The sequence below is a fragment of the Mesobacillus boroniphilus genome (assembly GCF_018424685.1).
Lineage (GTDB): Bacteria > Bacillota > Bacilli > Bacillales > Cytobacillaceae > Mesobacillus > Mesobacillus boroniphilus_A.
Genome location: NZ_QTKX01000002.1, coordinates 889,976 through 914,758 on the forward strand (window position 1 = coordinate 889,976; position 24,783 = coordinate 914,758).

20 protein-coding genes and 1 pseudogene are annotated in these 24,783 nt (G+C 41.3%); 16 read left to right on the forward strand and 5 right to left on the reverse strand.

What is annotated here, in order from left to right; translation table 11 throughout:
• Positions 1-14 precede the first annotated feature (14 nt).
• Positions 15-659 (reverse strand): spore coat protein, encoded by a 645-nt coding sequence (locus tag DYI25_RS17220; protein ID WP_213371103.1) that lies wholly within the window; start codon positions 657-659, stop codon positions 15-17.
• 502 nt (positions 660-1,161) lie between these two features.
• Here DYI25_RS17220 and DYI25_RS17225 point away from each other — a divergent pair.
• From DYI25_RS17225 to DYI25_RS17245, 5 genes and pseudogenes are all read left to right on the forward strand, one after another.
• Positions 1,162-1,986: an amino acid ABC transporter substrate-binding protein gene (locus DYI25_RS17225; protein ID WP_213371105.1), complete on the forward strand. Its 825-nt coding sequence runs from the start codon at positions 1,162-1,164 to the stop codon at positions 1,984-1,986.
• On the forward strand, positions 1,973-2,674 hold the full coding sequence (locus tag DYI25_RS17230; protein WP_213371107.1) for an amino acid ABC transporter permease: 702 nt from the start codon (positions 1,973-1,975) through the stop codon (positions 2,672-2,674). Before DYI25_RS17225 ends, DYI25_RS17230 begins: the two co-directional genes overlap by 14 nt.
• Positions 2,675-2,698: 24 nt before the next feature.
• Positions 2,699-3,433, forward strand: coding sequence for an amino acid ABC transporter ATP-binding protein (locus DYI25_RS17235; protein ID WP_213371109.1), 735 nt, complete (start codon positions 2,699-2,701; stop codon positions 3,431-3,433).
• A gap of 70 nt (positions 3,434-3,503) precedes the next feature.
• Positions 3,504-3,671 carry a hypothetical protein gene (locus DYI25_RS17240; RefSeq protein ID WP_213371111.1) on the forward strand — a complete coding sequence of 56 codons (168 nt, stop codon included), beginning with the start codon at positions 3,504-3,506 and terminating at the stop codon, positions 3,669-3,671.
• A gap of 15 nt (positions 3,672-3,686) precedes the next feature.
• Positions 3,687-4,016: pseudogene (locus tag DYI25_RS17245) on the forward strand (peroxiredoxin family protein); the annotation flags it as partial.
• Positions 4,017-4,197: 181 nt separating this feature from the next.
• Here the strand turns inward: DYI25_RS17245 and DYI25_RS17250 are convergent.
• Together DYI25_RS17250 and DYI25_RS17255 are read right to left on the reverse strand one after the other, a co-directional pair.
• Positions 4,198-4,893 (reverse strand): LrgB family protein, encoded by a 696-nt coding sequence (locus DYI25_RS17250; RefSeq protein ID WP_213371113.1) that lies wholly within the window; start codon positions 4,891-4,893, stop codon positions 4,198-4,200.
• Positions 4,890-5,255 (reverse strand): CidA/LrgA family protein, encoded by a 366-nt coding sequence (locus DYI25_RS17255; protein ID WP_342032533.1) that lies wholly within the window; start codon positions 5,253-5,255, stop codon positions 4,890-4,892. Before DYI25_RS17255 ends, DYI25_RS17250 begins: the two co-directional genes overlap by 4 nt.
• A 262-nt stretch (positions 5,256-5,517) precedes the next feature.
• On the opposite strand from DYI25_RS17255, the gene DYI25_RS22650 reads away from it, so the two are divergent.
• Positions 5,518-5,640, forward strand: coding sequence for a hypothetical protein (locus tag DYI25_RS22650; RefSeq protein WP_274609523.1), 123 nt, complete (start codon positions 5,518-5,520; stop codon positions 5,638-5,640).
• 91 nt (positions 5,641-5,731) lie between these two features.
• Here DYI25_RS22650 and brnQ read toward each other — a convergent pair whose 3' ends face one another.
• A complete protein-coding gene (gene brnQ, locus DYI25_RS17260) occupies positions 5,732-7,096 on the reverse strand; it encodes a branched-chain amino acid transport system II carrier protein (RefSeq protein ID WP_213371115.1) in 1,365 nt (454 codons plus the stop codon).
• 372 nt (positions 7,097-7,468) lie between these two features.
• Between brnQ and DYI25_RS22655 the strand changes: the two genes are divergently transcribed.
• Positions 7,469-7,591 (forward strand): hypothetical protein, encoded by a 123-nt coding sequence (locus tag DYI25_RS22655; RefSeq protein WP_274609524.1) that lies wholly within the window; start codon positions 7,469-7,471, stop codon positions 7,589-7,591.
• A gap of 320 nt (positions 7,592-7,911) precedes the next feature.
• On the opposite strand, the gene map is transcribed toward DYI25_RS22655, so the two are convergent.
• Positions 7,912-8,655 (reverse strand): type I methionyl aminopeptidase, encoded by a 744-nt coding sequence (gene map, locus DYI25_RS17265; protein WP_213371118.1) that lies wholly within the window; start codon positions 8,653-8,655, stop codon positions 7,912-7,914.
• A 381-nt stretch (positions 8,656-9,036) separates the two neighbouring features.
• On the opposite strand from map, the gene DYI25_RS17270 reads away from it, so the two are divergent.
• From DYI25_RS17270 to DYI25_RS17310, 9 genes are all read left to right on the forward strand, one after another.
• Positions 9,037-9,972, forward strand: coding sequence for an ABC transporter permease (locus tag DYI25_RS17270; protein ID WP_249745530.1), 936 nt, complete (start codon positions 9,037-9,039; stop codon positions 9,970-9,972).
• A complete protein-coding gene (locus tag DYI25_RS17275) occupies positions 9,953-10,885 on the forward strand; it encodes a carbohydrate ABC transporter permease (protein WP_213371122.1) in 933 nt (310 codons plus the stop codon). The genes DYI25_RS17270 and DYI25_RS17275 overlap by 20 nt, the downstream gene beginning before the upstream one ends.
• A 206-nt stretch (positions 10,886-11,091) precedes the next feature.
• Complete coding sequence (locus tag DYI25_RS17280; protein WP_213371124.1) at positions 11,092-12,747, forward strand: extracellular solute-binding protein; 1,656 nt, start codon at positions 11,092-11,094, stop codon at positions 12,745-12,747.
• A 168-nt stretch (positions 12,748-12,915) separates the two neighbouring features.
• The gene (locus tag DYI25_RS17285) at positions 12,916-14,778 is read left to right on the forward strand and encodes a cache domain-containing sensor histidine kinase (protein ID WP_213371126.1); all 1,863 of its coding nucleotides are present in this window, start codon (positions 12,916-12,918) and stop codon (positions 14,776-14,778) included.
• Entirely contained in the window at positions 14,771-16,279 is a 1,509-nt protein-coding gene (locus tag DYI25_RS22735; protein WP_213371128.1) for a response regulator, read from the forward strand. The genes DYI25_RS17285 and DYI25_RS22735 overlap by 8 nt, the downstream gene beginning before the upstream one ends.
• A gap of 1,735 nt (positions 16,280-18,014) precedes the next feature.
• Positions 18,015-18,821: a glycoside hydrolase family 16 protein gene (locus DYI25_RS17295; RefSeq protein WP_213371130.1), complete on the forward strand. Its 807-nt coding sequence runs from the start codon at positions 18,015-18,017 to the stop codon at positions 18,819-18,821.
• A gap of 19 nt (positions 18,822-18,840) precedes the next feature.
• On the forward strand, positions 18,841-20,175 hold the full coding sequence (locus DYI25_RS17300) for a GH1 family beta-glucosidase (RefSeq protein WP_213371132.1): 1,335 nt from the start codon (positions 18,841-18,843) through the stop codon (positions 20,173-20,175).
• Between the two features lie 22 nt (positions 20,176-20,197).
• On the forward strand, positions 20,198-23,389 hold the full coding sequence (locus tag DYI25_RS17305) for a cellobiose phosphorylase (protein ID WP_342032534.1): 3,192 nt from the start codon (positions 20,198-20,200) through the stop codon (positions 23,387-23,389).
• 18 nt (positions 23,390-23,407) lie between these two features.
• Positions 23,408-24,745 (forward strand): glycoside hydrolase family 30 protein, encoded by a 1,338-nt coding sequence (locus DYI25_RS17310; protein ID WP_213371134.1) that lies wholly within the window; start codon positions 23,408-23,410, stop codon positions 24,743-24,745.
• Positions 24,746-24,783: the final 38 nt, after the last annotated feature.

Here is a 24,783-nt window from a genome sequence, read left to right on the forward strand (position 1 = left end):
ATGGAACCAGGCTGTTAGGGATTCGTCTGGGTGTAGCTTGTCAGCATTTGGTCCATATCTTGCTGCGCCAATTGAGGTACCTGATAATAGCCATGTTTGTTTTGATAAAGGAAAATTTCATAGCTCAGTTCAATGAAATTCGGAACGCTGTCCGCAATGACACGTCGAAGCACAGGATTTGTCATCTCCAGTGCAGTCATTGCAAGCATGGAAGACATCGATTTTGCCTGTCCCAGCATAAAACCGGATATGCCTTCATCAGAAATCTCATTAAGTGACTGCATAGGCTTTTTCGGCTGGCCAGGCTTAAGTCCATATATAACATCATTATTCTGGGTCATTTCATATTGCTGAGTCGGTATGGTTGGATCTTGTCCTGTTTTAAAACTCTCGACTATTGTGTTATATGTTTGAGTGACAAAAGCAGACTGACGCTGCAGGATCGTTTTTAACTCGGGATCCTTTATATGCTGATTATATATTAGATATTGATCAAGCATACAGGTGATTCCACTGATAACCTCGTGAGCATCAAAGAGCTCATGTCCCCCATGATTGTTTGACAAACCTTGATTCATTGGCATGATCGCTTCCGTTTGATTGCCGTTTTGGTTAATGTTTTGCACTACTGCTTCCCTCCCTGGATTCTGATAACCCATTTATGTTTTCCGAGTTAAGGAAATTAATGTGCAGAAATAGAGCCTAATTCATGCCATTTTTACAAAGTATTGAATATCTCCTGCAAATATCTAGTAGACAGCATTTGATGCAAATGGAAATTGCTGTTCCCAAAAGAATTGTAAAAATAAATTCGGTCAATAAGGTCGTACTATTAGCCATTAGTAGTCGCTTGGAATCTTCCTAAGTAATGGAATGATAATAACATTTCTGCAGGAATGCTATACTGCTTACTGGGAGAAAGTAAATAAGGATATTAAAAAATGGGAATAAAATTCAAAATAAACTTCACTTATTAAACTTTATAAAAACTAAATCAGTATTTCCTTAGCTATTCAAGACCATGAATAATAGTAACGATTGTTATGAAGGGACAATTCAAATCGATTTAAAGTAAGTAAAGTGTAAACTTTTTGACTGTCAAAAGAAAATGGATTATGATAATTAAATCTTATTAAACCAACTGAAATAGGAGGAATTGAAATGAAAAGACTTTCATTTTTACTTTTACTAATCCTTTCCACAGTTCTATTAATATCTGGATGCGGTGGGCAGGAGAATGATGATAAGGTTCTGCAAGGTAACGACGCAACTGAGGAAGAAAACTCGGTTCTTGCCAAGGTGGAAAAAGAAGGGAAACTTCTTGTGGGGACAGAGGGTACATATCCTCCATTTACTTTCCATGACAAGGACGGCAATTTAACAGGTTTTGATGTTGATATTGCAAAAGAAGTTGCCAAGAGACTAGGGGTTCAAGCGGAGTTCAAAGAAACTCAATGGGATGCAATGTTTGCTGGTCTTGATGCAAAGCGTTTTGATATGGTTGCAAACCAGGTGGGAATAAAGCCGGAAAGAGAAGAGAAGTATTTATTCTCTAACCCTTATATCACATCTACAGCAGTATTAATTGCTCATGAAGAAAATAATGAGTTGAAGGGTTTCGAAGATCTGAAAGGTAAAAAGGCGGCCCAGTCAATGACTAGCAACTATGCTGACATTGCAAGGGAAAACGGAGCAGAGATTGTTGGGGTTGAAGGCTTTAATCAGGCCATCGAACTAATTTTATCTAAACGCGCTGATGCAACTATTAATGAAAGTCTTTCGTTCCTTGATTTTAAAAAGGCAAAACCAGACGCAAAGGTCAAAATTATTGCAGAGAGCGAAGATGCTTCAAAAAGCGGTTTAATGTTCAGAAAAGACAGCGACACCCTTGTCGAAGCGGTGAATGGAGCACTTGCGGATATGATTGCTGACGGTACCTATGACAAAATTTCTTTGAAATGGTTTGGTGAAAATGTACTTGAATAATATATTGGCTGACCCTGAAAGGTTGGCAAGACTGATGGAAATTGCCCAAAATTCAGTTGTCCCCCTATTACAGGGGGCTATTTTTTATACAATCCCTTTAACACTGATATCCTTTATTTGCGGAATAGGATTAGCAGTTCTGACTGCACTAGCGAGGATTTCAGACGTAAAGATTCTACGGATGATTGCCAGGATCTACGTATCCGCGATAAGAGGGACACCTTTATTGGTGCAATTATTCATCTTGTTTTATGGTTTGCCTACTATCGGACTTACTCTGGATCCGTGGCCGTCTGCGATAATCGGTTTCAGCCTGAATGTTGGTGCCTATGCGTCTGAAATTATAAGAGCAGCCATTCTTTCTATACCTAAAGGCCAATGGGAGGCTGGATATTCCATCGGAATGAGCAGCAGGCAGGTATTAAGGAGAATTATTATCCCTCAGGCTGCAAGGGTATCCATTCCGCCATTATCCAATACTTTTATAAGTTTAGTAAAAGATACCTCACTTGCATCCATGATTCTTTTAACCGAAATGTTTCGGCGAGCACAGGAAATCGCGACTACAAATTATGAATTTCTTCTTCTCTATACTGAAGCGGCGCTTATTTACTGGTTTATCTGTTTTATCCTTTCAATTGCTCAGGGAAGAATTGAAAATCGACTGGACCGATATGTATCTCGCTAGAATGAGTGTGAAAGGAGGGGTTGTATGATCACCATTAAAGGTTTAAAGAAATCTTTTGACCAGCTGGAAGTATTAAAAGGACTTGACCTTGAGATTGACAAAGGTAAAGTGGTAGTCATTATTGGTCCATCAGGATCCGGCAAAACGACATTTCTGCGCTGCCTGAATGTCCTTGAAACACCAACAGAAGGCAAAATTTCTATTGGCGGGCAGAAGATTGACTTTTCAGCCAAAGTTTCACCAAAATCTATTTCATCGTTCAGACGTCTTACCGGTATGGTTTTTCAAGGATATAATCTGTTTCCTCATATGACGGCATTGGAGAATGTAATGGAAGGACCAGTAACCGTAAAAAAAGAAACGAAAGATAAGGCTCGCCAGAAAGCAGAATTCTTCCTGGAAAAAGTAGGACTTTCTGACAAAATGGATTTTTATCCATTTCAACTGTCAGGCGGCCAGCAGCAGCGTGTAGGTATCGCAAGGGCGCTAGCAATGGAACCAGAAGTGATGTTGTTTGACGAGCCAACATCTGCCCTGGATCCTGAGCTTGTTGGCGAAGTATTAAAGGTTATGAAGGATCTGGCAAACGAGGGCATGACAATGGTCGTTGTAACTCATGAAATGCGATTTGCCCAGGAAGCTGCTGATGAAGTAATTTTTATGGACGGCGGTGTTATCGTTGAACGGGGAGCACCTGCCAGCATTTTCACCAATCCAACAGCTGACCGTACAAAACAATTTTTGCGGATGATTCAGTAAGAAAGTAAAAATCTATGATTGAATTAATCGGAACAATTTAGTATTTAGATAATCGAATAGGGAGATACCCATGAGATCAAAAATCGTATTATTTATGCTCTTATCTGTCCTTGTCCTGGCAGCATGCGGACAAACAAAATTAGAAGGAAACATGACATTGTTGAATCAAGACAGGGAAGAAATTACCTTCCCGGAGGAAAAGCCCACACTATTTTTTTTCATTACTACGTACACCTGAACTCTTTGTCAACAGCAGCTGGTTCAGTTGCATGAAAATCTTGATGAATTAAAAGATCAGGATGTAAATATGTATATCATCAGTAAAGATACGCCTGAACAACAACGAGAATTATATGATGCACTAGCCAAAAAATACGGCAAAAGTTTACCTTTCATTTCTGATCCTGATCTTAAAATGATTGAGCGTTTTGATATGAAAAATGGAGATACAGCCTACAGGGGATATGGACTGCTTGATGAACAAGGAAATGTCATTTTCCATACAGTCAATGATTACTGGGGTGAGCAATTCGATAAAACAGTAGAAGAAATAAAGGAAGAATACCAAAGTACTTCAAAATAACCGTCAGGATAGTACTGGCATAAAAATGCTGTCGTTAATTAAACCGGCAGCATTTTTTAATTCGCTGGTAAGCGGGCATTAAAAGGAAGTTTAGGAAGAAAAGTGAAACGCCTTTTGATTATGCATATTGCAAGACGATTGTTTTGCTTCTGACTTTTATGATCAAGTGTCTGTTGAAAGATTATATTTTCAATAAAAGTGGCAGAAACGGCATTATGGCGGAAAAAAATAAGGCTGAAGTAATCATCGCTATGCTACCCATTGCACCTTCTTCTTCACCCCAATGCAGGGAACGATTTGCCCCTAACATTTGTGCGGATAACCCCATTGCCAATCCCCTAGCGCCTTTACTTCGTATTCTTAAATATTTAAATAATTTGGGACCAATAGTCAGGGGTACGAGACTTGAGATAATAACAAAGCATACTGTGATGGAGGAGAGTCCTCCAAGGTCATTTGAGATGGTGATTGCAATCGGAAGAGTAACAGATTTAGGGATCAGCGAGGCAAGTAACTGTTGGTTCAAATGAAATAATTGGGCCATGCCGATCACAGACAGTGTTCCAACGACTGTGCCACCAAAAACGCCAGTTAAGATTTTTTTATAATTTTTCTTTAGGAAAGTCCACTGCTTGTAAAGCGGCACAGCTAATGAAACGACTGAAAGTTTTAGCAGATGATTAAATATAATACTTCCCTCCTCGTAAGCAGGTTTTTGAACATGGAAGGCAAGCATTACCATTATAAGAAGGAAAGAAGCGGTAAATAGAGGATTTAACCACCCTTTTCTAAATTTGAGGTGCAGATGCACACAGAACAAATACACTATTATAGTGATGATCACGCAGAAAAAAACTTCTCCGGTAATTTGGGTCATTTGTGATCTCTCCTTTTCAATTTTTCATACCATTCTGCAAAGAAAGCAGTACCTAACATGCTGAAGATGCTGCTGACAATCAAGATGATTAAGACATACCAATCGAAAATATCTGACAATCCAGAGGTTAAAAAAAGACTTACTATCGGAGGGATAAATAGCAAAGTAAGATGTTTCAATTGAAAGGAAGCCACTCTCTCTATCCACGACAATTTCAGAATGCCCGTTACCAGGGAAATAAAAAGAAGAATCATGCCTACAATACTGCCAGGTAATGGGATATGTAATACATCCGCTATTCCATAGCCGAGCAGAAGAAACCCAAGGATGATCAGAACCTGCAGTATCCAACTTAACCCCACTAATTCTTACCCTCCTTCTATAACTTTGTAGGTAAGATTAAAGTAATTTCCTAATGTTTTCAGTAAATGTGTAATAAAGTCTTACATCTTTTTTTAAGATAATAGCGAAAAGAAAATTTTTAATATTTTACATAGATACAATTACAGATTTAGACGAAGGCAGGGCATAGGCCAACAAAAAGAACACAAACTAAAATGTGAGATGTCGATAGTATAGGAACAAGCCGACATCCTTAATAAGTAACTATAAGGAGGGTGGAAAATGGCTAAAAATAAACCTAAGCATGACAAAGCTATGCCAAAAGCAGATATCGAATTTGCGGAAGAAAGAGGAAATGGATTTGAAAAGGTAGCTTTAAAAGCTCAAAGAAAACAAAATAAATGATTGGTCTTTAAGTTTGAAGAGCTTCCATTTGAAGATTTTTCAAAAAAATGATTGCGGGAAGAAAACGAAACCAAAAAGAACTGCAGAGAAACTACAGTTCTTTTTGGTATTTTTTTACCGGTATTTGAGCTCTAGGCAAAATATAACCCATGACCGCACCAATGAACGCAGGGAGGATCCATCCAAGGCCGATATCGTATAGAGGAAGATAATCCTTGTATATAGACGTTACAGAGTTGAATAAAGAAATATCTATATTCGGCAGGCTAGCCACTAATGCGCTATAGCCATCAAAAAAACTAACCAAGAATGTCATCGCTATTGAAGCGGAGTATACGCTATGTTTATTGCCGAAAAGCGGCGATATTAGAGTTAGCAGGATAAGGATGATTGCTAAAGGGTACAGGAACATTAATACCGGTACGGCGAATTGGATGATATTGTTTAAACCAAAGTTTGCGATTGTAAACGAAACGATGCAGAGAAGAAGCACAAATCTTTGATAAGAAACCTTTGGTAATAGATCATGGAAAAACTCGCTGCAGGCAGTAATTAACCCTATGCTTGTTTTTAAACATGCCAGCACAATGATGATAGCAAGCAAGATTGCACCGAAGGGCCCAAAATAGTGTTTGGCAACTGCAGAAAAAATCTGTCCGCCATTCTCGAATGTTCCAATAGCCAATACGCTAGATGCACCCATATACGTTATAAGTCCGTAAATCATCATCATCAATGCCATTGCGAAGATGCCGGATTTCCATGTAGCCCTGGCAATATCCTTGGTGCTGGTAATTCCTTGGCCTTTAATGGCATTTATGACAACAATCCCGAATGCCAGTGATGCAAGGGCATCCATTGTATTATACCCCTCTTTGAATCCTGTAATAAAAGCCAAATTTGTATAAGTACCGTTCGCTTCCCCAAAGCTGCCCATTGGCTTGATAACGGAAATTCCAATTAATAAAAATAAAAATACGAGAAAAGCGGGTGTTAGGTATTTTCCAATGTAGTCCATGACCTTCGCAGGATGCAGGGAGAAAAAATAAACGATGGCAAAGAAGGCGAAACTGAAAACTCCTAGCCATATACCAGCTTGTCCTGGGTCAATGTAGGGTTCAAAACCAACTACGAACGGAACAGTGGCGGTCCGTGGAATCGCGAAAAAGGGTCCAATCGTCAAGTAAAGGATTGTGGCAAAGCCGACACCAAAAATAGGATGCACTCTGCTGGCTAAATCACGCAAACCCGTGCTTCCCGAAAGGCCAATCGCCATTATGCCTAAAAAAGGGAGACCGATGGCAGTAACCAGGAAGCCAATTAATGCTGGCCAGAAGTTTGTGCCTGCCAGCTGTCCTAATTGGATAGGGAATATTAAATTCCCGGCTCCAAAGTACATACCAAATAGCATGGTCCCAATTAGGGCATAGGTTGAAAAAGGTATTTTTTGCTGCATATACACTTGTCTCCTTTTCTTGTTGCAGTGAATTCTGATTTGAGATCTTCTTCAGTTGGGATGGAGGAATTCCTATAAAGCCTTAAAAGAAGGGAATGAAATAGAGCGAAAGAACTGTCTTGTGCAATCTATCACAAGAGAGGTGGAATTTATACTTTCATAGAGCCCAAAAGAAGAATAATACACACTACTATATATACTTACCATTCACAAGTCAATTAAATTTTTAGTATTTTTAGAATTAAAAGTTCGCGTTGAAGGACTACTTTCAGGAGTCTTATTATCAGGCGATATTTCCATAGGGGCAGTTAAAAAAACGCTGCTTTCATCCGATAGAAAATAGGTATGAAATTGAGTTCAGGAGAGAATCTGATGACGATCGAACAAGCAAAAGCAATTTTGAAAAATCCGGAACTAGGACGATATTTGACAAGAGAAGAAATGGAAGCAATTGATTTCTTAATCAGCGTAGCTGAAACAGAAGAACAGAAGTAGTTTGCTTCTGTTCTTTTGTTTGATTGGCTGAAAAGCTGGTGAACTTAAAGTATTTAAAAAGATCCTTGCGATTGTGCAAGGGTCGTATTTTAATAGTGGGCCAACAAGCAGTTAAGTATAAGTAAATAGATATTATTTATTTTTCGTTGCTTTCTATTTTATAAATTTTTTTATACGAAAAATAGGAATTGAGTATTAGTTACGGGCAGTAAGGAAGGGATGCATGCTGGCCCATGAACATGCGTGATTCAAGATCGATCCTAAATAGGAAGCGGGATCTATTTCTCTAGCACATGGTCCACAGGCCTGCCTGCTTGTTTCTATAACGTAATCACAATCGGTCCGTTTTTTGTAAGGATGATCGTATGCTCGCATTGGGCTACAAAGCTGTTTTCAGTTACATATGTCCACTCATCGTTATCATTTTGAAAAACTTCCTCTTCACGAGTCGAGATGAATGGTTCAAAAGCGATGACCATGCCATCCTTCAGAAGCTCGTCATCCCATGGTTCATTATAATTGTAAATATGGTCAGGTGCTTCGTGTATTGTACGGCCGATTCCGTGACCTGTAAGGTTTTTGATAACAGTTAGTCCGTTCTTTCTCGCAGTTGCCATCACAGCTTTGCCAAGTCCGCTCTTTTTTGAGCCTGGCTTCGCTTTTTTCAAACCTGCTTCAAAAGCTTCGACAGCTGTTTCGCATAGCTTGGTCAAAATAGGATCTCCCTCGCCTACGACAAATGAAATTCCAGTATCGGCAAAATAACCATTTTTTGAACCGGATACATCTATATTAACGATATCGCCTTCTTTCACTACACGGCTTCCCGGAATCCCATGTGCCACCTCTTCGTTAACACTAATACATGTATAGCCGGGGAAATTATATTCTCCTTTTGGTGCAGAAATCGCACCATGTTGTTCAAACAAGGCACCCGCCATTTCATCGAGTTCCTTAGTAGTAATCCCAGGCACTGTCTTTTGGACCAATTCCTCACGAATCAAGCCCACGATTCTGCCGATTTCTTTTAATCCGTTAAAATCTTCTTCTGTTTTCGCAATCATGATATATTCCTTTCCAATAGCATCGATTTAAAAAGCCTACGATTAGAGTATCCTTTTTGAGTACGAAAATCCATCCATTAGGTTTACGGATAGTGTAAAGAGATTGCATTCTCGTTTTTTGTATACTCTAGAGTCTCCATAATCATCCCCAACTCAAACTTTCATCCACTTCCATGAAAACGATAACAACATGATGGTATCAGTATTTTGTTCTATAAACCTAAAACTAAAAAATTGCTACCATAAGCAAAATTCGATGGCTTATAAATGTAAGCCCTTTTTTTTATGATTAAGGTACAAGAAAGACAAAGCAACTAAGGTGGTGAAGAAATGGAAGTCAAGATTCAACAGCCGGTCGAACAACAAGTCAGTGACACCATAATGGTAGAGCCTACAAAAAAAGAAAAATTCAAAAAAATTAAAAAGACAATCATTTCTCAAAAGTATTTGCAGACGATGGCACTTTTCGGTGTAGTATGGATGTTCATCTTTAACTATATCCCAATGTATGGGTTAATCATCGCATTCAAGGAATACAGCATCATCAAGACAGTCTCAGAAGCACCATGGGTAGGATTGATGCAGTTTAAAGAATTCCTGCAGGATGAGAATTTCTGGATCGTCTTAAAAAACACACTTGGAATCAGCTTGATTAAATTAATCATCGGGTTCCCGCTTCCAATCATATTTGCTCTTTTGCTCAATGAACTTACATCAATGAAGCTTAAGAAAGCGGTTCAAACAATTTCTTACTTGCCGCACTTTATTTCATGGGTTGTACTTGGAGGTATTTTGACTACATGGCTGGCAGACATCGGAGTCATCAATGATATCCTGCTAGGATTGGGGTTGATCAGTGAGCGTACGAACTTCCTTGCAGAACCTGATAACTTCTGGGCTATCGTCATTCTCTCGGATATATGGAAAGAACTTGGATGGTCAGCAATCATTTATCTAGCAGCAATTGCTGGTGTTTCACCAGAGCTATACGAGTCATCAACGATTGACGGAGCAAATCGTTTCCAAAAGATGTGGCATGTCACATTGCCGTCGATTCGCCCGACAATCACAATTCTTTTCATCCTTGCTGTAAGCGGTGTCTTAAATTCAAACTTCGACCAGATCTTGATTCTGCGTAACTCGTTAAATGAGAGCGCTAGTAATGTAATTGATATTTATGTCTATCAGATGGGTCTGCAGAATGCCCGCTACTCATACGCAACAGCAGTCGGTTTATTGAAAGCAATCATTGCCTTCATCCTGCTCCTGTCTGCTAACAAGATTGTAAAGAAACTGAATGGAACATCTTTATTCTAAGGGGGGTGAGGTTGTGTTTAAACTTTTTAAACGGAACCGGCGAACAACAAGCGAATACATCTTCGACAACATTAACATTCTCATCATGCTCTTTATATGTGCCATTACGATCTACCCAATCTGGTATGTTCTCGTCAATTCACTGAATGATGGTGTTGATGCAATGAGAGGCGGAATTTACTGGTGGCCGCGAGAGTTTACTTTAGAAAACTACAAGGCTGTTTTTGAAACGCCTGGTATTGTCACATCATTTGGCGTAACAATTGCCAAAACGGTTATCGGAACAATCACACACGTATTCTTTACAGCGATGGTTGCTTATGCCATATCGAGACGAGACCTTTACGGCAGGAACTTCTACATGCTGGTCGGTGTCATCACAATGTTTTTCAGCGGTGGATTGATTCCTTACTTTCTATTAATCAGGGATCTTGGTTTGTTTGATAACTTCCTTGTATATATCATTCCAACAATGTTTAACTTCTTCCATCTAATCATCTTTGTATCTTTCTTTAGGGAATTGCCAACTTCTCTGGAGGAAGCAGCAAAAATAGATGGAGCAAATGACTTTATGATCTTTATCAAAGTAATCATTCCGCTCTCAATGCCGGTTATCGCAACAATTGCATTATTCCAGGGCGTATATCAGTGGAATGACTATTTTGCAGGAGTCATCTTTGTTAATAACCCAGACCTGCAGCCAATCCAGACTTATCTATACAAGGTTGTTGCAGAATCCAGCTCCAACCAGATGATGACGAATGCAGCAGGATCGATTGCCACGAAGACGGTAACATCCCAGTCTATCAAGCTGGCAACGATGGTTGTAACCACACTTCCAATCATGTTAGTCTATCCATTCCTGCAAAAGTACTTTGTAAAAGGAATGCTGATTGGATCTGTAAAAGGTTGATCTAATAAACTTCGATTTAAATTTTTCTTCATAGAAGAAATTTAAATAACTGGCTTCATTATCGAATGTCTATGCTTTTCATGAAGGATACCCCCTTCTGATCTTGGGAAAGGCTGGTACTTAGGAAAAAAGCCTTTCCCGCTTTTTCAAAGCAGTGTACATTTAATAATGTGGCCCAAAATAACACAAAAGAGAGAGGGTCAAAAATGAGGAGAAAATTCTTTTCCAAAGGCTTTTCACTAATGCTTGTTCTATCATTGGTTTTAGCACTATTTTCAGGCTGTTCCAGCAAGACAAATGAAAACGCTTCCGATGAAAAGGACTCGGACAAACCAAAGGCGACAGCTGATGCTCCCGGCTGGCAATCCAACAAAGAACCTATTACGTTTGATTGGTATGTGAACTTTTCCTGGTTCGCGCATAAATGGGGCGACGATGATGTTTCTAAGTATGTAACGGATAAAACTGGTGTTTCAGTCAACTTTATCTCACCTGCTGGTAATGAAGCAGAAAAAATGAACACAATGATCGCATCTGGCAAACTTCCAGATTTCATTACCATTGGCTGGTGGGAAGATGCTGTTAAGAAGATGATTGAAGGCGAGCTTGTCCTTCCATTAAATGAACTTGCAGATCAATATGATCCATATTTTTATAAAGTAGCAGATGGCGCAAAGATCGAATGGTATAAGCAAGAAGATGGCAACACGTATGGCTACCCGAATGCTTCTTCTTCACCAAAGGATTTCGACAAATATAAAGACCTTAAGCCATCTAACCAGACATTCCTTGTAAGAAAGGATATGTATGAGGCAATTGGCAGCCCGGATATGAGCACACCTGAAGGATTCTTGAAAGCTCTTGAAGCTGCTAAGGAAAAATTCCCTGAAGTGAACGGTGCACCATTGATTCCATTCGGATTGAATGAATTTACTGATGTAGGAAACACTTCTCTTGAAGGCTATCTTCAAAACTTCCTGAATATCCCGATGGAAAAAGACGGAAAGGTTTATGACCGCAGCCAGGATCCTGAGTATCTTGCATGGTTAAAAACTTTCAGAGAAGCAAATGACAAAGGACTTCTTGCGAAGGACATCTTCATTGATAAGCGTCCGCAAATGGAAGAAAAGATTTCACAAGGCAGATACTTCGCGATGCTTTACCAGCGCAGTGACCTTGCAGCACAACAGCACGCATTGTATGCAAAAGATCCTAATTCAGTGTATATCGCAGTTGACGGACCAGCTAACTCAAAAGGAGATGCACCTGCATTGGCTGGTGACAGCATCTCGGGCTGGACTGTTACGTTGATTTCTAAAGACGTGAAAGACAAAGAAAGAGCAATTCAGTTCTTGACTTACATGATCAGTGAAGAAGGACAAATGGACCTTTACATGGGTAAAGAAGGCGAAACGTATGATATGGTGAACGATAAGCCTGAATTCAAGCCAGAGGTATTGGATCTATTGAACAAAGACCGTGCAGCATTTGACCAGCAGTATGGAGCTTCATTCAAATACTGGATGCTTATGGATACAAATATGAGCCTTGCCTGGGCACCTCCTGCTTCTGAACCATTTAAGCAAATGGAAGATTGGACAAAAGGAAAGACAGTCAGCTATGCGGAATTTGACGGCATCAGCCCGACTGGAACTTCTGCAGAAGGTGTAGCAGCAAGCAAGATTGCACAGGAATGGGGCAAGACACTTCCTAAACTTCTTTTAGCTAAATCCGATAAAGAATTTGATAAAATCTTTGAAGGATTCCTGAAGAAACGTGATTCTTTTGGCTATGAAAAAGTTGAAAAGTATCAGCAGGAAATTTATGAAAAGAACAAAGAGAAACTTGATGCATCAAAATAAATAACAATGGAAAGACTGTTCCTTCTAGAATTAAATTTCTTGAAGGAGCAGTCTATTCCTGTTTTTGGATTGTCCATGTCTCTTCATGATATTGAAACACTTTCCCAAGCTATCGATAGAAATTAAGGCTTATAATTTTAATGTCAACTAATGTTGGGTGTGATTATTATGGATTTTCAAAAAAAGTTTAAAGAGACTGCGAATTGGCTGGATCAACTTTCCCTGCAGCAAAAACTGATTGCCTTATATATTATCATTATCATTATTCCTATTATCATATTCATTTCTATATACTCAAGCAACGTGTATGACAGGGCAATCAACGAAATCAGAATCAAAAGTGAAAATGCTCTGGAAATCGAGAAAATCCATATAAAAAACAATATTGAATCGATGAGGCGGACGGCCCAAATGGTCGTTTCGGACATGGAATTTATAGACTTTGTTAAAAGCAGGAACGAAGCAAACATTGATCAGTTAATTGATTTCAGAATGAATGAGCTGTCGAATGTAACCAGGCTGCAGGCTAATAACCCGGCGATTGAAAATATCCGTCTGTATACTACCAATCCTTATATAACAGAAATGTGGCCGATTCTCTTTAAAGAGGAACGGATTTTTGAAAAGCCGTGGCGGGAAGAGGTTATAAACAGAAATGGAATGGAGGTCTGGTGGTTTGACCAGCAGACAGAGGATGTCCTTGAAAGACTGCCATCGCAAAACACTGCGAAAATTTCATTGTTACGGGAGCTAGATTATCCAAAGGATGAACATTTGGGCATCATTGAAATCAATATGTTCCTTAAAAACTTTTTCCCAAAGATGTTCGGTACAATGCAGGATCCTGATTCGGTCTATGTGGTCATTGATAAGGATAACAACATAATCAGGAATTACCATCACACCTTTTTAGAAGACGAGGGAATTGACACTGAAGATCTCAAACTTAAGTTCAACAGATCAAAACACGAAGGCACTGGAAGTTTTCAATTTAAAAACAAAGAAACTCCATATCTTGTCATCACTGCCTACATTGATGATTTGGATGCATACCTGCTGAATATTATCTCGCTTGAAAGCCTGTATGCCGAGACGGCAAAGACGAGGAATGTTATTTTTAGCGGAATTATTTTTCTGGTCATTGTTCTTTCTTTTGTTACCTATGTTTTGATTTTATTGCTTCTGAAAAAAATGTACAAACTGAAGGATTCAATGAAGCGAGTAGAACAAGGGGATTTTTCCGTTGATGTAGAGATTGACGGACAAGATGAGATTTCGGAGCTTGCATTTCATTTTAAAAGTCTCCTTGGTAAAATGAATGGATTGATAGCCGACGCCGTAAACAAACAGGCAACTGCAAAAGAAACAGAACTAAAAGCCTTGAAAACTCAAATTGATTCACATTTTCTGTATAACACACTGGAAAACATCAAGATGATGGCAGAAATAGAAGGGGAGTACGCCATTTCTGATGCAGTGACAGCCCTTGGTGAAATGATGCGATATAATCTTAAATGGAAAAATGACTTTGTGGTTCTTGATGAAGAGCTGAACTATATTAAAAATTATGTAGATATCATGAATCTGCGTTTAGATGGGCAGCTGACTTTAAATATTGATGTCCCAAATGAACTGCGAGACCAGGAAGTGCTAAAAATGTCGCTGCAGCCGATCATTGAGAATGCCATCAAACATGGAATTATACCGAACCACCAGAAAAGCAAAGGACTCCTTCAGGTGTTTGCAAGGTGTTCTGATGATTATGTCATCATTGAGATACAAGATAATGGTGTGGGGATGACAGCTGAAGAGTGTGAATTCCTAAACGAATCAATCCAGGCAGGACAGGAAAATCACAGTCTTGGTTCTAAAGGTGGAAATGGCATTGGAATCCACAATGTGAATGAGAGAATCCAGCTCTATTATGGGACTGAGTATGGAGTGTTTGTAACAAGTGTCAAAGGCGAATTCACGATGGTGACGGTAAAAATGCCTTGTAAAATTATGAAAGGGGGCAGCCAAAGTGTATAAAGTCCTTATAGCTGATGATGAGAAAAATATTCGATTGGGCATACAGGCCATGATCAGACGTGAATATCCTGATTTTACAACCTTTATTGCTTCTGATGGCCAGGAAGCCCTTGAAATCATAATTGAAAATGAGCCAGATATTGTTATCACTGATATCAAAATGCCAAGGATGGATGGCATTCAGTTGATCAAGGAACTTCAGCAAAAAGAAATAAAAGCATCGATTGTGATTCTCAGTGGATATGATGATTTCACATATGCCAAGGAAGCGATCAAGCATAAGGTACGGGATTATTTATTGAAGCCTGTCAACCGGTCAGAGTTATTCAAAACCTTGAACTTGATCACAGAGGAACTGGAAGATAGCCAGAAAATGACCTACCAGCACATGGATGAATATCGTGCCAGTCAATTGAATTACATTTTGCTCAATCCCAATATACAAAAAGAAGTGGTCGAAGATCTTTATAAGAAAATGAAAATTGATACTTATCCGGATGGATACTTTGTAGGAATTATTGAGACGGAGGGGAAAATAGAAGAAGAGCATTTGCTTGATAAGATTAATCAGCTCCTGCTTTCAAGCAACGGCTGCATTCCATTTCTTGATAAAGACAGGCGAGTCACAATCATATCTGCAGACATCGAGAATTTTTCCATGTTGAAGGAGCAGCTTGGCCGGGACAGGCATTTTGTCTTCTCCATCGGTATCAGTGAAAAAGAACAAGACATCAGGGAACTGAAAAAAACCTATGAGCAGGCAGCGACTGCCCTTAAGTATCATTTCCTTTACCCGCGCAGGCAGGTCATTTTATATGAAAATGTTAAGGAGAAGCCAGATGTCGCTTCTCTCCCAGTAGAATTGATCAATAAGATCTCCAATATGCTTGGAACAGAAAGGGAAAAAGAAATTAAAACAAACCTGAGACAGGTAATGGACTTCGATTTGATCGCCCACAGCAGCATCAACTATCTAGAAAACCTTAACATGGCAATCAATGAAACAATTTTCAAAGGCTTTTTTAAGCGCCTGGGAGAAGAATCCCTTGCTACATTCGAGCTTTTGAACAAAATAGATAATATATATAATTTTGATAACTTCCACGAATATTTCCATGCCCTTGAAGATCTGCTGATGAGAATCCACGAATATAACAAGCAGATGAAGTCCGTATATTCAGAGCAAAAATATATGGACCGGGCCATCGCGTATATTAGGGAAAATTATCATAAGGACTTGAATTTAGCCGTTGTCGCCAATTACATTTCATTGAATTACTCCTATTTCAGCCATATGTTCAAGGAGTATATTGGCCAAAACTTTGTTGATTATCTAAAAATGGTCAGGGTGGAAAATGCAAAGCAGCTGCTGAAAGAGACGGATTTTAAAATACTGGAAATCAGTGAGATGGTAGGTTACAAAAATCCAAAGCAATTTGCCCGGGTTTTCCGGGAAGTCGAGGGAATCTCTCCAAAAGAATATCGGGAAATGAAAGGATGAAGAGAGCTGAATAGGCTCTCTTTTTTTCTGTTTTTTAGATGCCGATTACAGATGTGCTAACAAGTATCTTGAATCGTCCGTTATCTAACATCTAGAACCGGAGCAACCTTTGTGTTCGGACAAAATAACGCCGGAGCGACATCGTTTTGTCCGAAGTCGCCCCAAGTTCGGACAAAATAACGCTGGAGCGACATCGTTTTGTCCGAAGCCGCATCAAGTTCGGACAAAATAACGCTGGTGCGTCATTGTTTTGTCCGAAGTCGCCCCAAGTTCGGAAAAAATAACGCTTGTGCATAATCGTTTTGTCCGAAGTCGCCCTAAGTTCGGACAAAATAACGCCGGAGCGACATCGTTTTGTCCGAAGTCGCATCAAGTTCGGACAAAATAACGCTGGTGCGTCATTGTTTTGTCCGAAGTCGCATCAAGTTCGGACAAAATAACGCCGGAGCGACATCGTTTTGTCCGAAGTCGCCCCAAGTTCGGACAAAATAACGCCGGAGCGACATCGTTTTGTCCGAAGTCCCCCCAAGTTTGGACAAAATAACGCCGGAGCGACATCGTTTTGTCCGAAGTCCCCCCCAAGTTCGGACAAAATAACGCTGGTGCGTCATTGTTTTGTCTGAAGTCGCCCCAAGTTTGGACAAAATAACGCTGGAGCGACATCGTTTTGTCCGAAGCCGCCCCAAGTTTGGACAAAATAACGCTGGTGCGTCATTGTTTTGTCCGAAGTCGCATCATGTTCGGACAAAATAACGCCGGAGCGACATCATTTTGTCCGAAGTCGCCCCAAGTTCGGACAAAATAACGCTGGAGCGACATCGTTTTGTCCGAAGTCGATCCAAGTTCGGACAAAATAACGCTGGTGCGTCATTGCTTTGTCTGAAGTCGCCCCAAGTTTGGACAAAATAACGCTGGTGCGTCATTGTTATGTCCGAAGTCGCATCATGTTCGGACAAAATAACGCTGGAGCGACATCGTTTTGTCCGAAGTCGCCCCAAGTTCGGACAAAATAACGCTGGTGCGTCATTGTTTTGTCTGAAGTCGCCCCAAGTTTGGACAAAATAACGCTGGAGCGTCATTGTTTTGTCCGAAGTCGCCCCAAGTTCGGACAAAATAACGCTGGTGCGTCATTGTTTTGTCCGAAGTCGCCCCAAGTTCGGACAAAATAACGCTGGAGCGTCATTGTTTTGTCTGAAGTCGCCCCAAGTTTGGACAAAATAACGCTGGTGCGTCATTGTTTTGTCCGAAGTCGCCCCATGTTCGGACAAAATAACGCTTGTGCGTAATCGTTTTGTCCGAAGTCGCCCCAAGTTCGGACAAAATAACGCTGGTGCGTCATTGTTTTGTCCGAAGTCGCCCCAAGTTCGGACAAAATAACGCTGGAGCGACATCGTTTTGTCCGAAGTCGCCCCAAGTTCGGACAAAATAACGCTTGTGCATAATCGTTTTGTCCGAAGTCGCCCTAAGTTCGGACAAAATAACGCCGGAACGTCTTCGTATTATCCGAATTAATGCCAGATTTGTTTTTCACTTCTTTATAACCTCTTCATAGCTTAGTAATTCCTATGAAATTCGCATTTTTTGGAAAGGTTTTCACTTGGAGAAACGCTCTTCTAAAATATTGACACCCTAAACAAAATTCTCTATCTCAAGATGCAAGACTGGCAAAGGTAGAATAGGAGTTGAGATATGTTTTGTTCGAAACATCCAGTTTTTTCAGAAGGGGGCGGTTTAGGTGGAGCCAGTAAATAAGGACAAAATAAACAAAGAAATGATGACGCTTTCAAAAACGGAAGCAGAGTGGAAATTAATTTGGGAAGAGAATTTTAGTCTTCCTGACATAGATGAAAGTAAATGGAATTTTGTTGTGGCCGGTAACGGGTTTGGGAATGAAGAATCCCAGTACTACACAAGAAGGAAAGAGAACGCGCGAATTGAAAATAGCATGCTCGTTCTTGAGGCCAGGGTTGAAGAGTATAAAGGACTGGATTATACATCCGCAAAAATAACGACTAAAGGTAAGGCAGCCTGGACGTACGGACGATTTTCGATTAGGGCGAAATTGCCGGAAGGACAGGGAATCTGGCCAGCAATCTGGATGATGCCAGAGGATATGGAACAGTACACAGGATGGCCTGCCTGCGGGGAGATTGACATTATGGAGCTGATCGGCCATCAAGCTGGTACGGTTTATGGAACGCTTCATTATGGAATGCCACACACATATACAGGAGAAAACTATAAGCTGCCTCAAGGTAAAAAATTCTTTGAGGATTTTCATGTCTTCACCCTTGATTGGGAACCAGGAGAATTCAGATGGTATGTAGACGATGTCCTGTATGCAAGGCAGACTGAATGGTTCAGCAAGGCTTCGGAATCAGAGGAGCAGCAACCTGGTTTTGCGCCGTTTGACCGTGAGTTTTACCTCCAGCTGAATCTTGCAGTTGGGGGAAAATGGCCTGGATATCCTGATGAAACAACTCAGTTTCCTCAGCGGATGACAGTTGATTACATCAAAGTTTACAAGAGAGAAGACCAATAACATTTGAGGTGAAAAATAGATGACTAGATTTTCAAGAGATTTTATTTTCGGAACGGCTACATCTTCCTATCAGATTGAAGGGGCGTATAAAGAAGACGGCAGGAGCCTTTCCATTTGGGATACGTTTTCCCGCATTCCTGGCAAAGTCATCAATATGGATAACGGGAATATCGCATGTGACCATTACCATTTATACGAGAAGGACATCGAGATATTGAAGACACTAGGCGTTGATTCTTATCGTTTCTCGATTGCCTGGCCAAGGATTTTCCCAGAGCAGGGGAAATATAACGAAGCTGGAATGAACTTTTATAAAAAGCTTATAACACGCTTGATCGAAAACGGAATAAAGCCCGCGGTCACTCTTTACCATTGGGATTTGCCAGTATGGGCTCACGAACAGGGCGGCTGGACAAACAGGGAATCCGTGAATTGGTTCATCGAATACGCAGAGAAATGCTTTGAGGAACTTGATGATCAAGTAGATATGTGGATTACCCACAATGAGCCATGGTGTGCAGGATTCCTTGGTTATCATCAGGGTGTACATGCTCCAGGCCATACAAATATGGAGGAAGCATTAAAAGCGGTCCACCATATTCTTCTGTCCCATGGTGAGGCAGTGGCCCTGTTGAAAGGCAAGTTTGCTTCTTCAACACCTGTCGGCATTACGCTGAATCTGTCGCCGATGTACCCTGAAAGCGATTCAGCCAATGATCGATTGGCGGCTAACAATGCCGACGGCTATACAAACCGCTGGTTCCTTGATCCTGTTTTAAAAGGGTCTTACCCAGTCGATATGATGAACCTGTTCTCCAAATACGTCCACTCCTTTGATTTTATCCAGAAAGGTGATTTGGAAAAGATTTCGATTGAGTGCGATTTCTTTGGGATTAACTTTTACAACCGCAGTCTAGTTAAATTCAACGCTGCATCGGATTTCCTTTACACGGGTGCTTACTCGGAGTACCCGAAGACAGGGATGGGATGGGATATCTCTCCTGTGGAGTTTAAGGATTTAATCCGCCGTCTGCGCCAAGAATATACGAAACTGCCAATCTATATCACTGAAAATGGGGCTGCCTTCGATGATGAAGTTTCAGAGGAGAATACAGTCCATGATCCTGAGCGGCAGGATTATATTGAACAACATATTAAGGCTGTTGCCGAGCTGAATGAAGAGGGTATGAACATTGCTGGCTACTATCAATGGTCCCTTCTCGATAACTTTGAATGGGCATTTGGTTATGAAAAACGCTTTGGAATTACTTATGTCGACTTTAAAACACAGGAGAGAATCTTGAAGGACAGCGGCTATCGCTATGCCGAAATCATCAAGGAACGTTCAATTTAAATCCAATACCTCCGGAGTGATAATGATGGAAAAATACAGAATCGATGATCAGCAATACTTTGTAATTGAGCAATTTGACGAGGCAAAGACTTTTTCGAGCTTCCTTCCTGGTCTCGCAGGCTTATACGGAGTCCCGATTTGGTCCTTTTATGTAAATCGCGGCCAGGCAATGGTAAGCTTCGGTGTCCAGGATAAAAACCATGCGATCACTGAGTTCTTCCCGGCAAACCAGGCATACCAGCGAGTTTCCATGAATGGATTCCGCACGTTCGTCAAATTGACGGGTGAGAACGGAACGGCCATATTTGAACCGTTTTCTGCTTATGGCGGCACTAAAGGCCGTAAACGTAATATGTACATCAAGGAAAATGAATTAAAAATTGAAGAAATCAACGAGCAATATGGTGTGAGGACGCTCGTCACCTATTTCACGCTGCCTAATGAGAACTTTGGGGCACTGGTGCGCAAAGTGGAGATCGAGAACATTTCCGAAAAGAAGCTGGAGCTCGAGGTACTCGACGGGCTGCCGGCAATCATCCCGTTCGGCATTGATGATGCCGCATACAAAGCGGTTGGTAATACACTGAAAAGCTGGATGGATGTATTCAATCTTGACCGCGGGATTCCTTACTACCGAGTCCGGTCTTCAACGAATGATTCTGCTCAAGTAGACGAAGTGACAAAAGGCCACTTTTATTTGAGCTTTACCGAAGCTGGCGGCTTGATTCCTCCAATTGTTGATGCTGATCTAGTCTTCGGGTCGAACAGCTCGCTTTCATATCCGAACGAGTTTGAAGAAAAGTCAATTGATGCAATAGCCGCTGCTGTGCCTGTGACATCCAATAAAGTACCATGCGGATTTTCACCTTTAGGGCAGGTGCTTGGTCAAGGGGAGAACTTAACACTCTATACTCTAGTCGGCCATGTGAATGATATTGAAATCATTAATGGAAAAGCGGAAGAGATCATGGCGGCTGGTTACATGGAACGCAAATATCAAGAAAACCAGGCTCTTGTAACCACGATCATCAAAGATGTAACTACTAAAACGGCGTCACCTCTATTCGATGCTTATATCAATCAGAGCTATCTAGATAACGTCCTGCGCGGTGGATATCCAGTTTTATTAGAGACTGATGGTGAGCCGTTTGTCTATTATGTCCATTCGCGTAAACACGGTGATCTGGAAAGGGACTATAACTTCTTTTCTCTTGCACCTGAATTCTTTTCTCAGGGGAATGGAAACTTCCGTGATGTGAATCAAAATCGCCGGAATGATGTCTTTTTCCATCCTGAAACCGGAGTATTTAATATCAAGCTGTTCATGAGCCTAATCCAGGCAGATGGATACAACCCTCTCGTGGTGAAGGGCGCAAGCTTTGAGATAACCGACAAAACCGTGTGGAGCTGGCTTGATGAAATGGTCACCGATTCTGGTGATGCTGATTTTATCAGAAGGAAGCTTAGAGGCACCTATACACCAGGAGATTTACTGCAAAGCATAACGGATAGGGACATCAAGCTATCGGTATCGCTTCAAGAGTTCCTGAAGAAAGTCCTTTCAATGAGCAGCCAGAACATGGAGGCAGAGTTTGGCGAAGGCTACTGGATGGATCATTGGACGTATAATCTGGACCTTGTTGAAAACTATTTGAAAGTGTACCCCGAAAACAAACAGCACTTGCTCTTTGAGGATCGGGATTATAAATACTTCTCCAGTCCGGTATTTGTTAATCCACGCTTAGAAAAATATGTACTTGTTGATGGGAAGGTCCGCCAGTACGATGCCATTACTGAAGAGGGACACCAGACAAGTTCCAACTGGCTAATGAAATCTGATGGTGAATTCTATACATCGATCCTGTACAGCAAAATGTTCACGTTAGCACTGAACAAATTTTCAACCCTGGATCCTTTTGGCATGGGTGTGGAGATGGAAGCGAACAAGCCTGGCTGGAATGACTCGATGAATGGGCTGCCTGGTTTATTCGGTTCTGCGATGGGGGAAACACTCGAGCTTAAGCGTCTGCTTAATTTTGTTGTTGCCGCTGGACAGGAAGCAGATAAGGAAATTCCCCTTCCAATCGAAGTATATAAGCTTGTAGAAGCGGTGAATGTGCAGCTCGAACAATTCCAACTGGGCAATCTTGACGAGTTCGGTTATTGGGATCAGGTTTCCCATGCGAGAGAGCAGTACCGCGAATCGATTCGAAATGGATTCAATGGCGAGGAAGTGAATGTTCCTCTTCAGCAGCTTGTTGATGCAGCCAGCAAATGGCTAGAGAAAACGACAGCTGGAATTGAACGTGCGAAAGAAATTGGCGAAGGCCTGATTCCAACTTACTTTGCCTTCAAAGCTGACCAGTGGGAGAAGCTGACGGACGAAAACGGCAAAGAGAAGTTGAATAAGAAGGGTCTGCCGCTCGTGAAGATTCATTCATTTGAAGTTTCTGCACTGCCGCATTTCCTCGAGGGACCAGCAAGAGAAATGAAAAGTGCTGGTTTGCAAACAGCCCAATCAATTTATAAGCACGTAAGAGAATCTGATATTTTCGATGCCAAGCTGAAAATGTACAAAACATCTGGATCGCTTGAAGAGGAAACCTATGAGATCGGCCGTGCCCGTGCGTTCACGCCAGGCTGGCTTGAGCGGGAATCGATCTTCATGCACATGGAGTTCAAATATCTGCTCAGTGTCCTGAAGTCTGGCTTATATGACGAGTTTTTCGAGGATTTAACGAATGCGCTTCCTCCATTCATGGACCCAGAAGTATACGGCAGAAGCATTCTTGAGAATTCATCCTTTATTGCCAGCAGCGCAAATCCAGACGAGTCTCTCCATGGACAAGGATTTGTAGCCAGGTTGAGCGGAACAACAGCGGAATTCTTGAGCATTTGGCAGTTGATGATGATTGGCAAGGAAGTTTTCACAGTCAATGAAGCAGGATTGAGCTTACGCCTGCAGCCTATTTTGCCGTCATGGCTTTTCGACGCAGATGGGAAGGTACAGTTTACATTATTGGGCCATACAGAGGTAACCTATCATAATCCTTCTCGAAAAAATACGTATGGAGCTGATGGAGTAAGGACCGTTAAATATGAGCTTCATATGAATGACGAAATGGTAGAAGTAGAGAATGATCGTTTGCCAGAATCATACGCAAAAGATGTGAGGGACGGCAAAATTACAAGAATTGATGTTTATCTAAACTAAGGAACCGGGGTGCGCTTGATGGAAATTAAGGTATTTCAGACCGCAAAGAATACAGGAGACCGATTAGCTGACAAAGGAAACCTTACTGCTGAAAATGGAGCAGATCTGCAGCCTAGTGTGCTGAAGCTTGATCCGGAGAAAAAGTATCAAAGCTTTATGGGTTTTGGAGGCGCCTTTACCGAGGCGGCTGCCTACACGCTTGCCCAAATTCCGGAAGAAGACCGGCTGAAAGTAGTCGAGAGCTATTTCAATCAGGAAACAGGACTAGGCTACAGCCTGGGCAGAACCCACATCCACAGCTGTGACTTCGCCCTTGAGAACTATACGTATGTTGAGGAAAATGATGTCGAACTCAAAACGTTTTCGATTGAGCGCGAACAGAAATATGTGCTTCCGCTCATTAAGGATGCTGTTAAAGCAAGGGGAGAAGGTTTAACAATACTGTCTTCCCCCTGGAGCCCTCCAGCCTGGATGAAAACCAATAATGAAATGAATAATGGCGGGAAGTTGAAGCCTGAGTTCTATGGGGCATGGGCGTTGTACTATACGAAGTACATCAAGGAGATGGAAAAGGAAGGCATCCCGATTTGGGGAATCACCGTTCAAAACGAACCTGAGGCAACTCAGGTTTGGGATTCCTGCAGATATACGGCAGAAGAAGAACGTGACTTCGTTAAAAACCATTTAGGACCTGTGATGGAGCAGGAAGGCCTGCAGGATAAGAAAATCATCATCTGGGATCATAACAGGGACATAGCCTATGAGCGGGCAAAAACGATTTTATCAGATTCAGAGTCTGCTAAATATATTTGGGGAACAGGCCTCCACTGGTATGTCTCAGAGGAATTTGAGAACTTGAGTAAAATCCATGACGAATTCCCTGATAAACACCTGATTTTCACGGAAGGGTGCATCGAAGGCGGAGTTCAGCTTGGCGCCTGGCATACAGGAGAACGCTACGCTAGGAACATCATGGGTGATATCAACAATTGGCTTGAAGGCTGGATTGACTGGAATATCGTCCTGAATGAACAGGGAGGGCCGAACCATGTAGGCAATTATTGCGATGCACCGGTGATCGTCGATACCAAGACTGGAGAGATTCACTATAATAGCTCCTTTTATTATATTGGGCATTTCAGCAAATACATCAAACCGAATGCATTCAGGATTGCGCATGAACTAAATCACCCAACACTAAAGTCGGTTTCATTCCAGAACGAAGATGGCTCGATTGTTGCAGTCGTGATGAATGATGAAGACAAGCCAGAAACAATAAGCCTTTCACTTGATGGCAGGGTAACGAAAGCAGAACTGCCAGAACACTCTATTACTACCTTCATTCTAAAAAGTTAGATAGCTATAATCAGAGATTAAAATGAACCGCCTCCTTG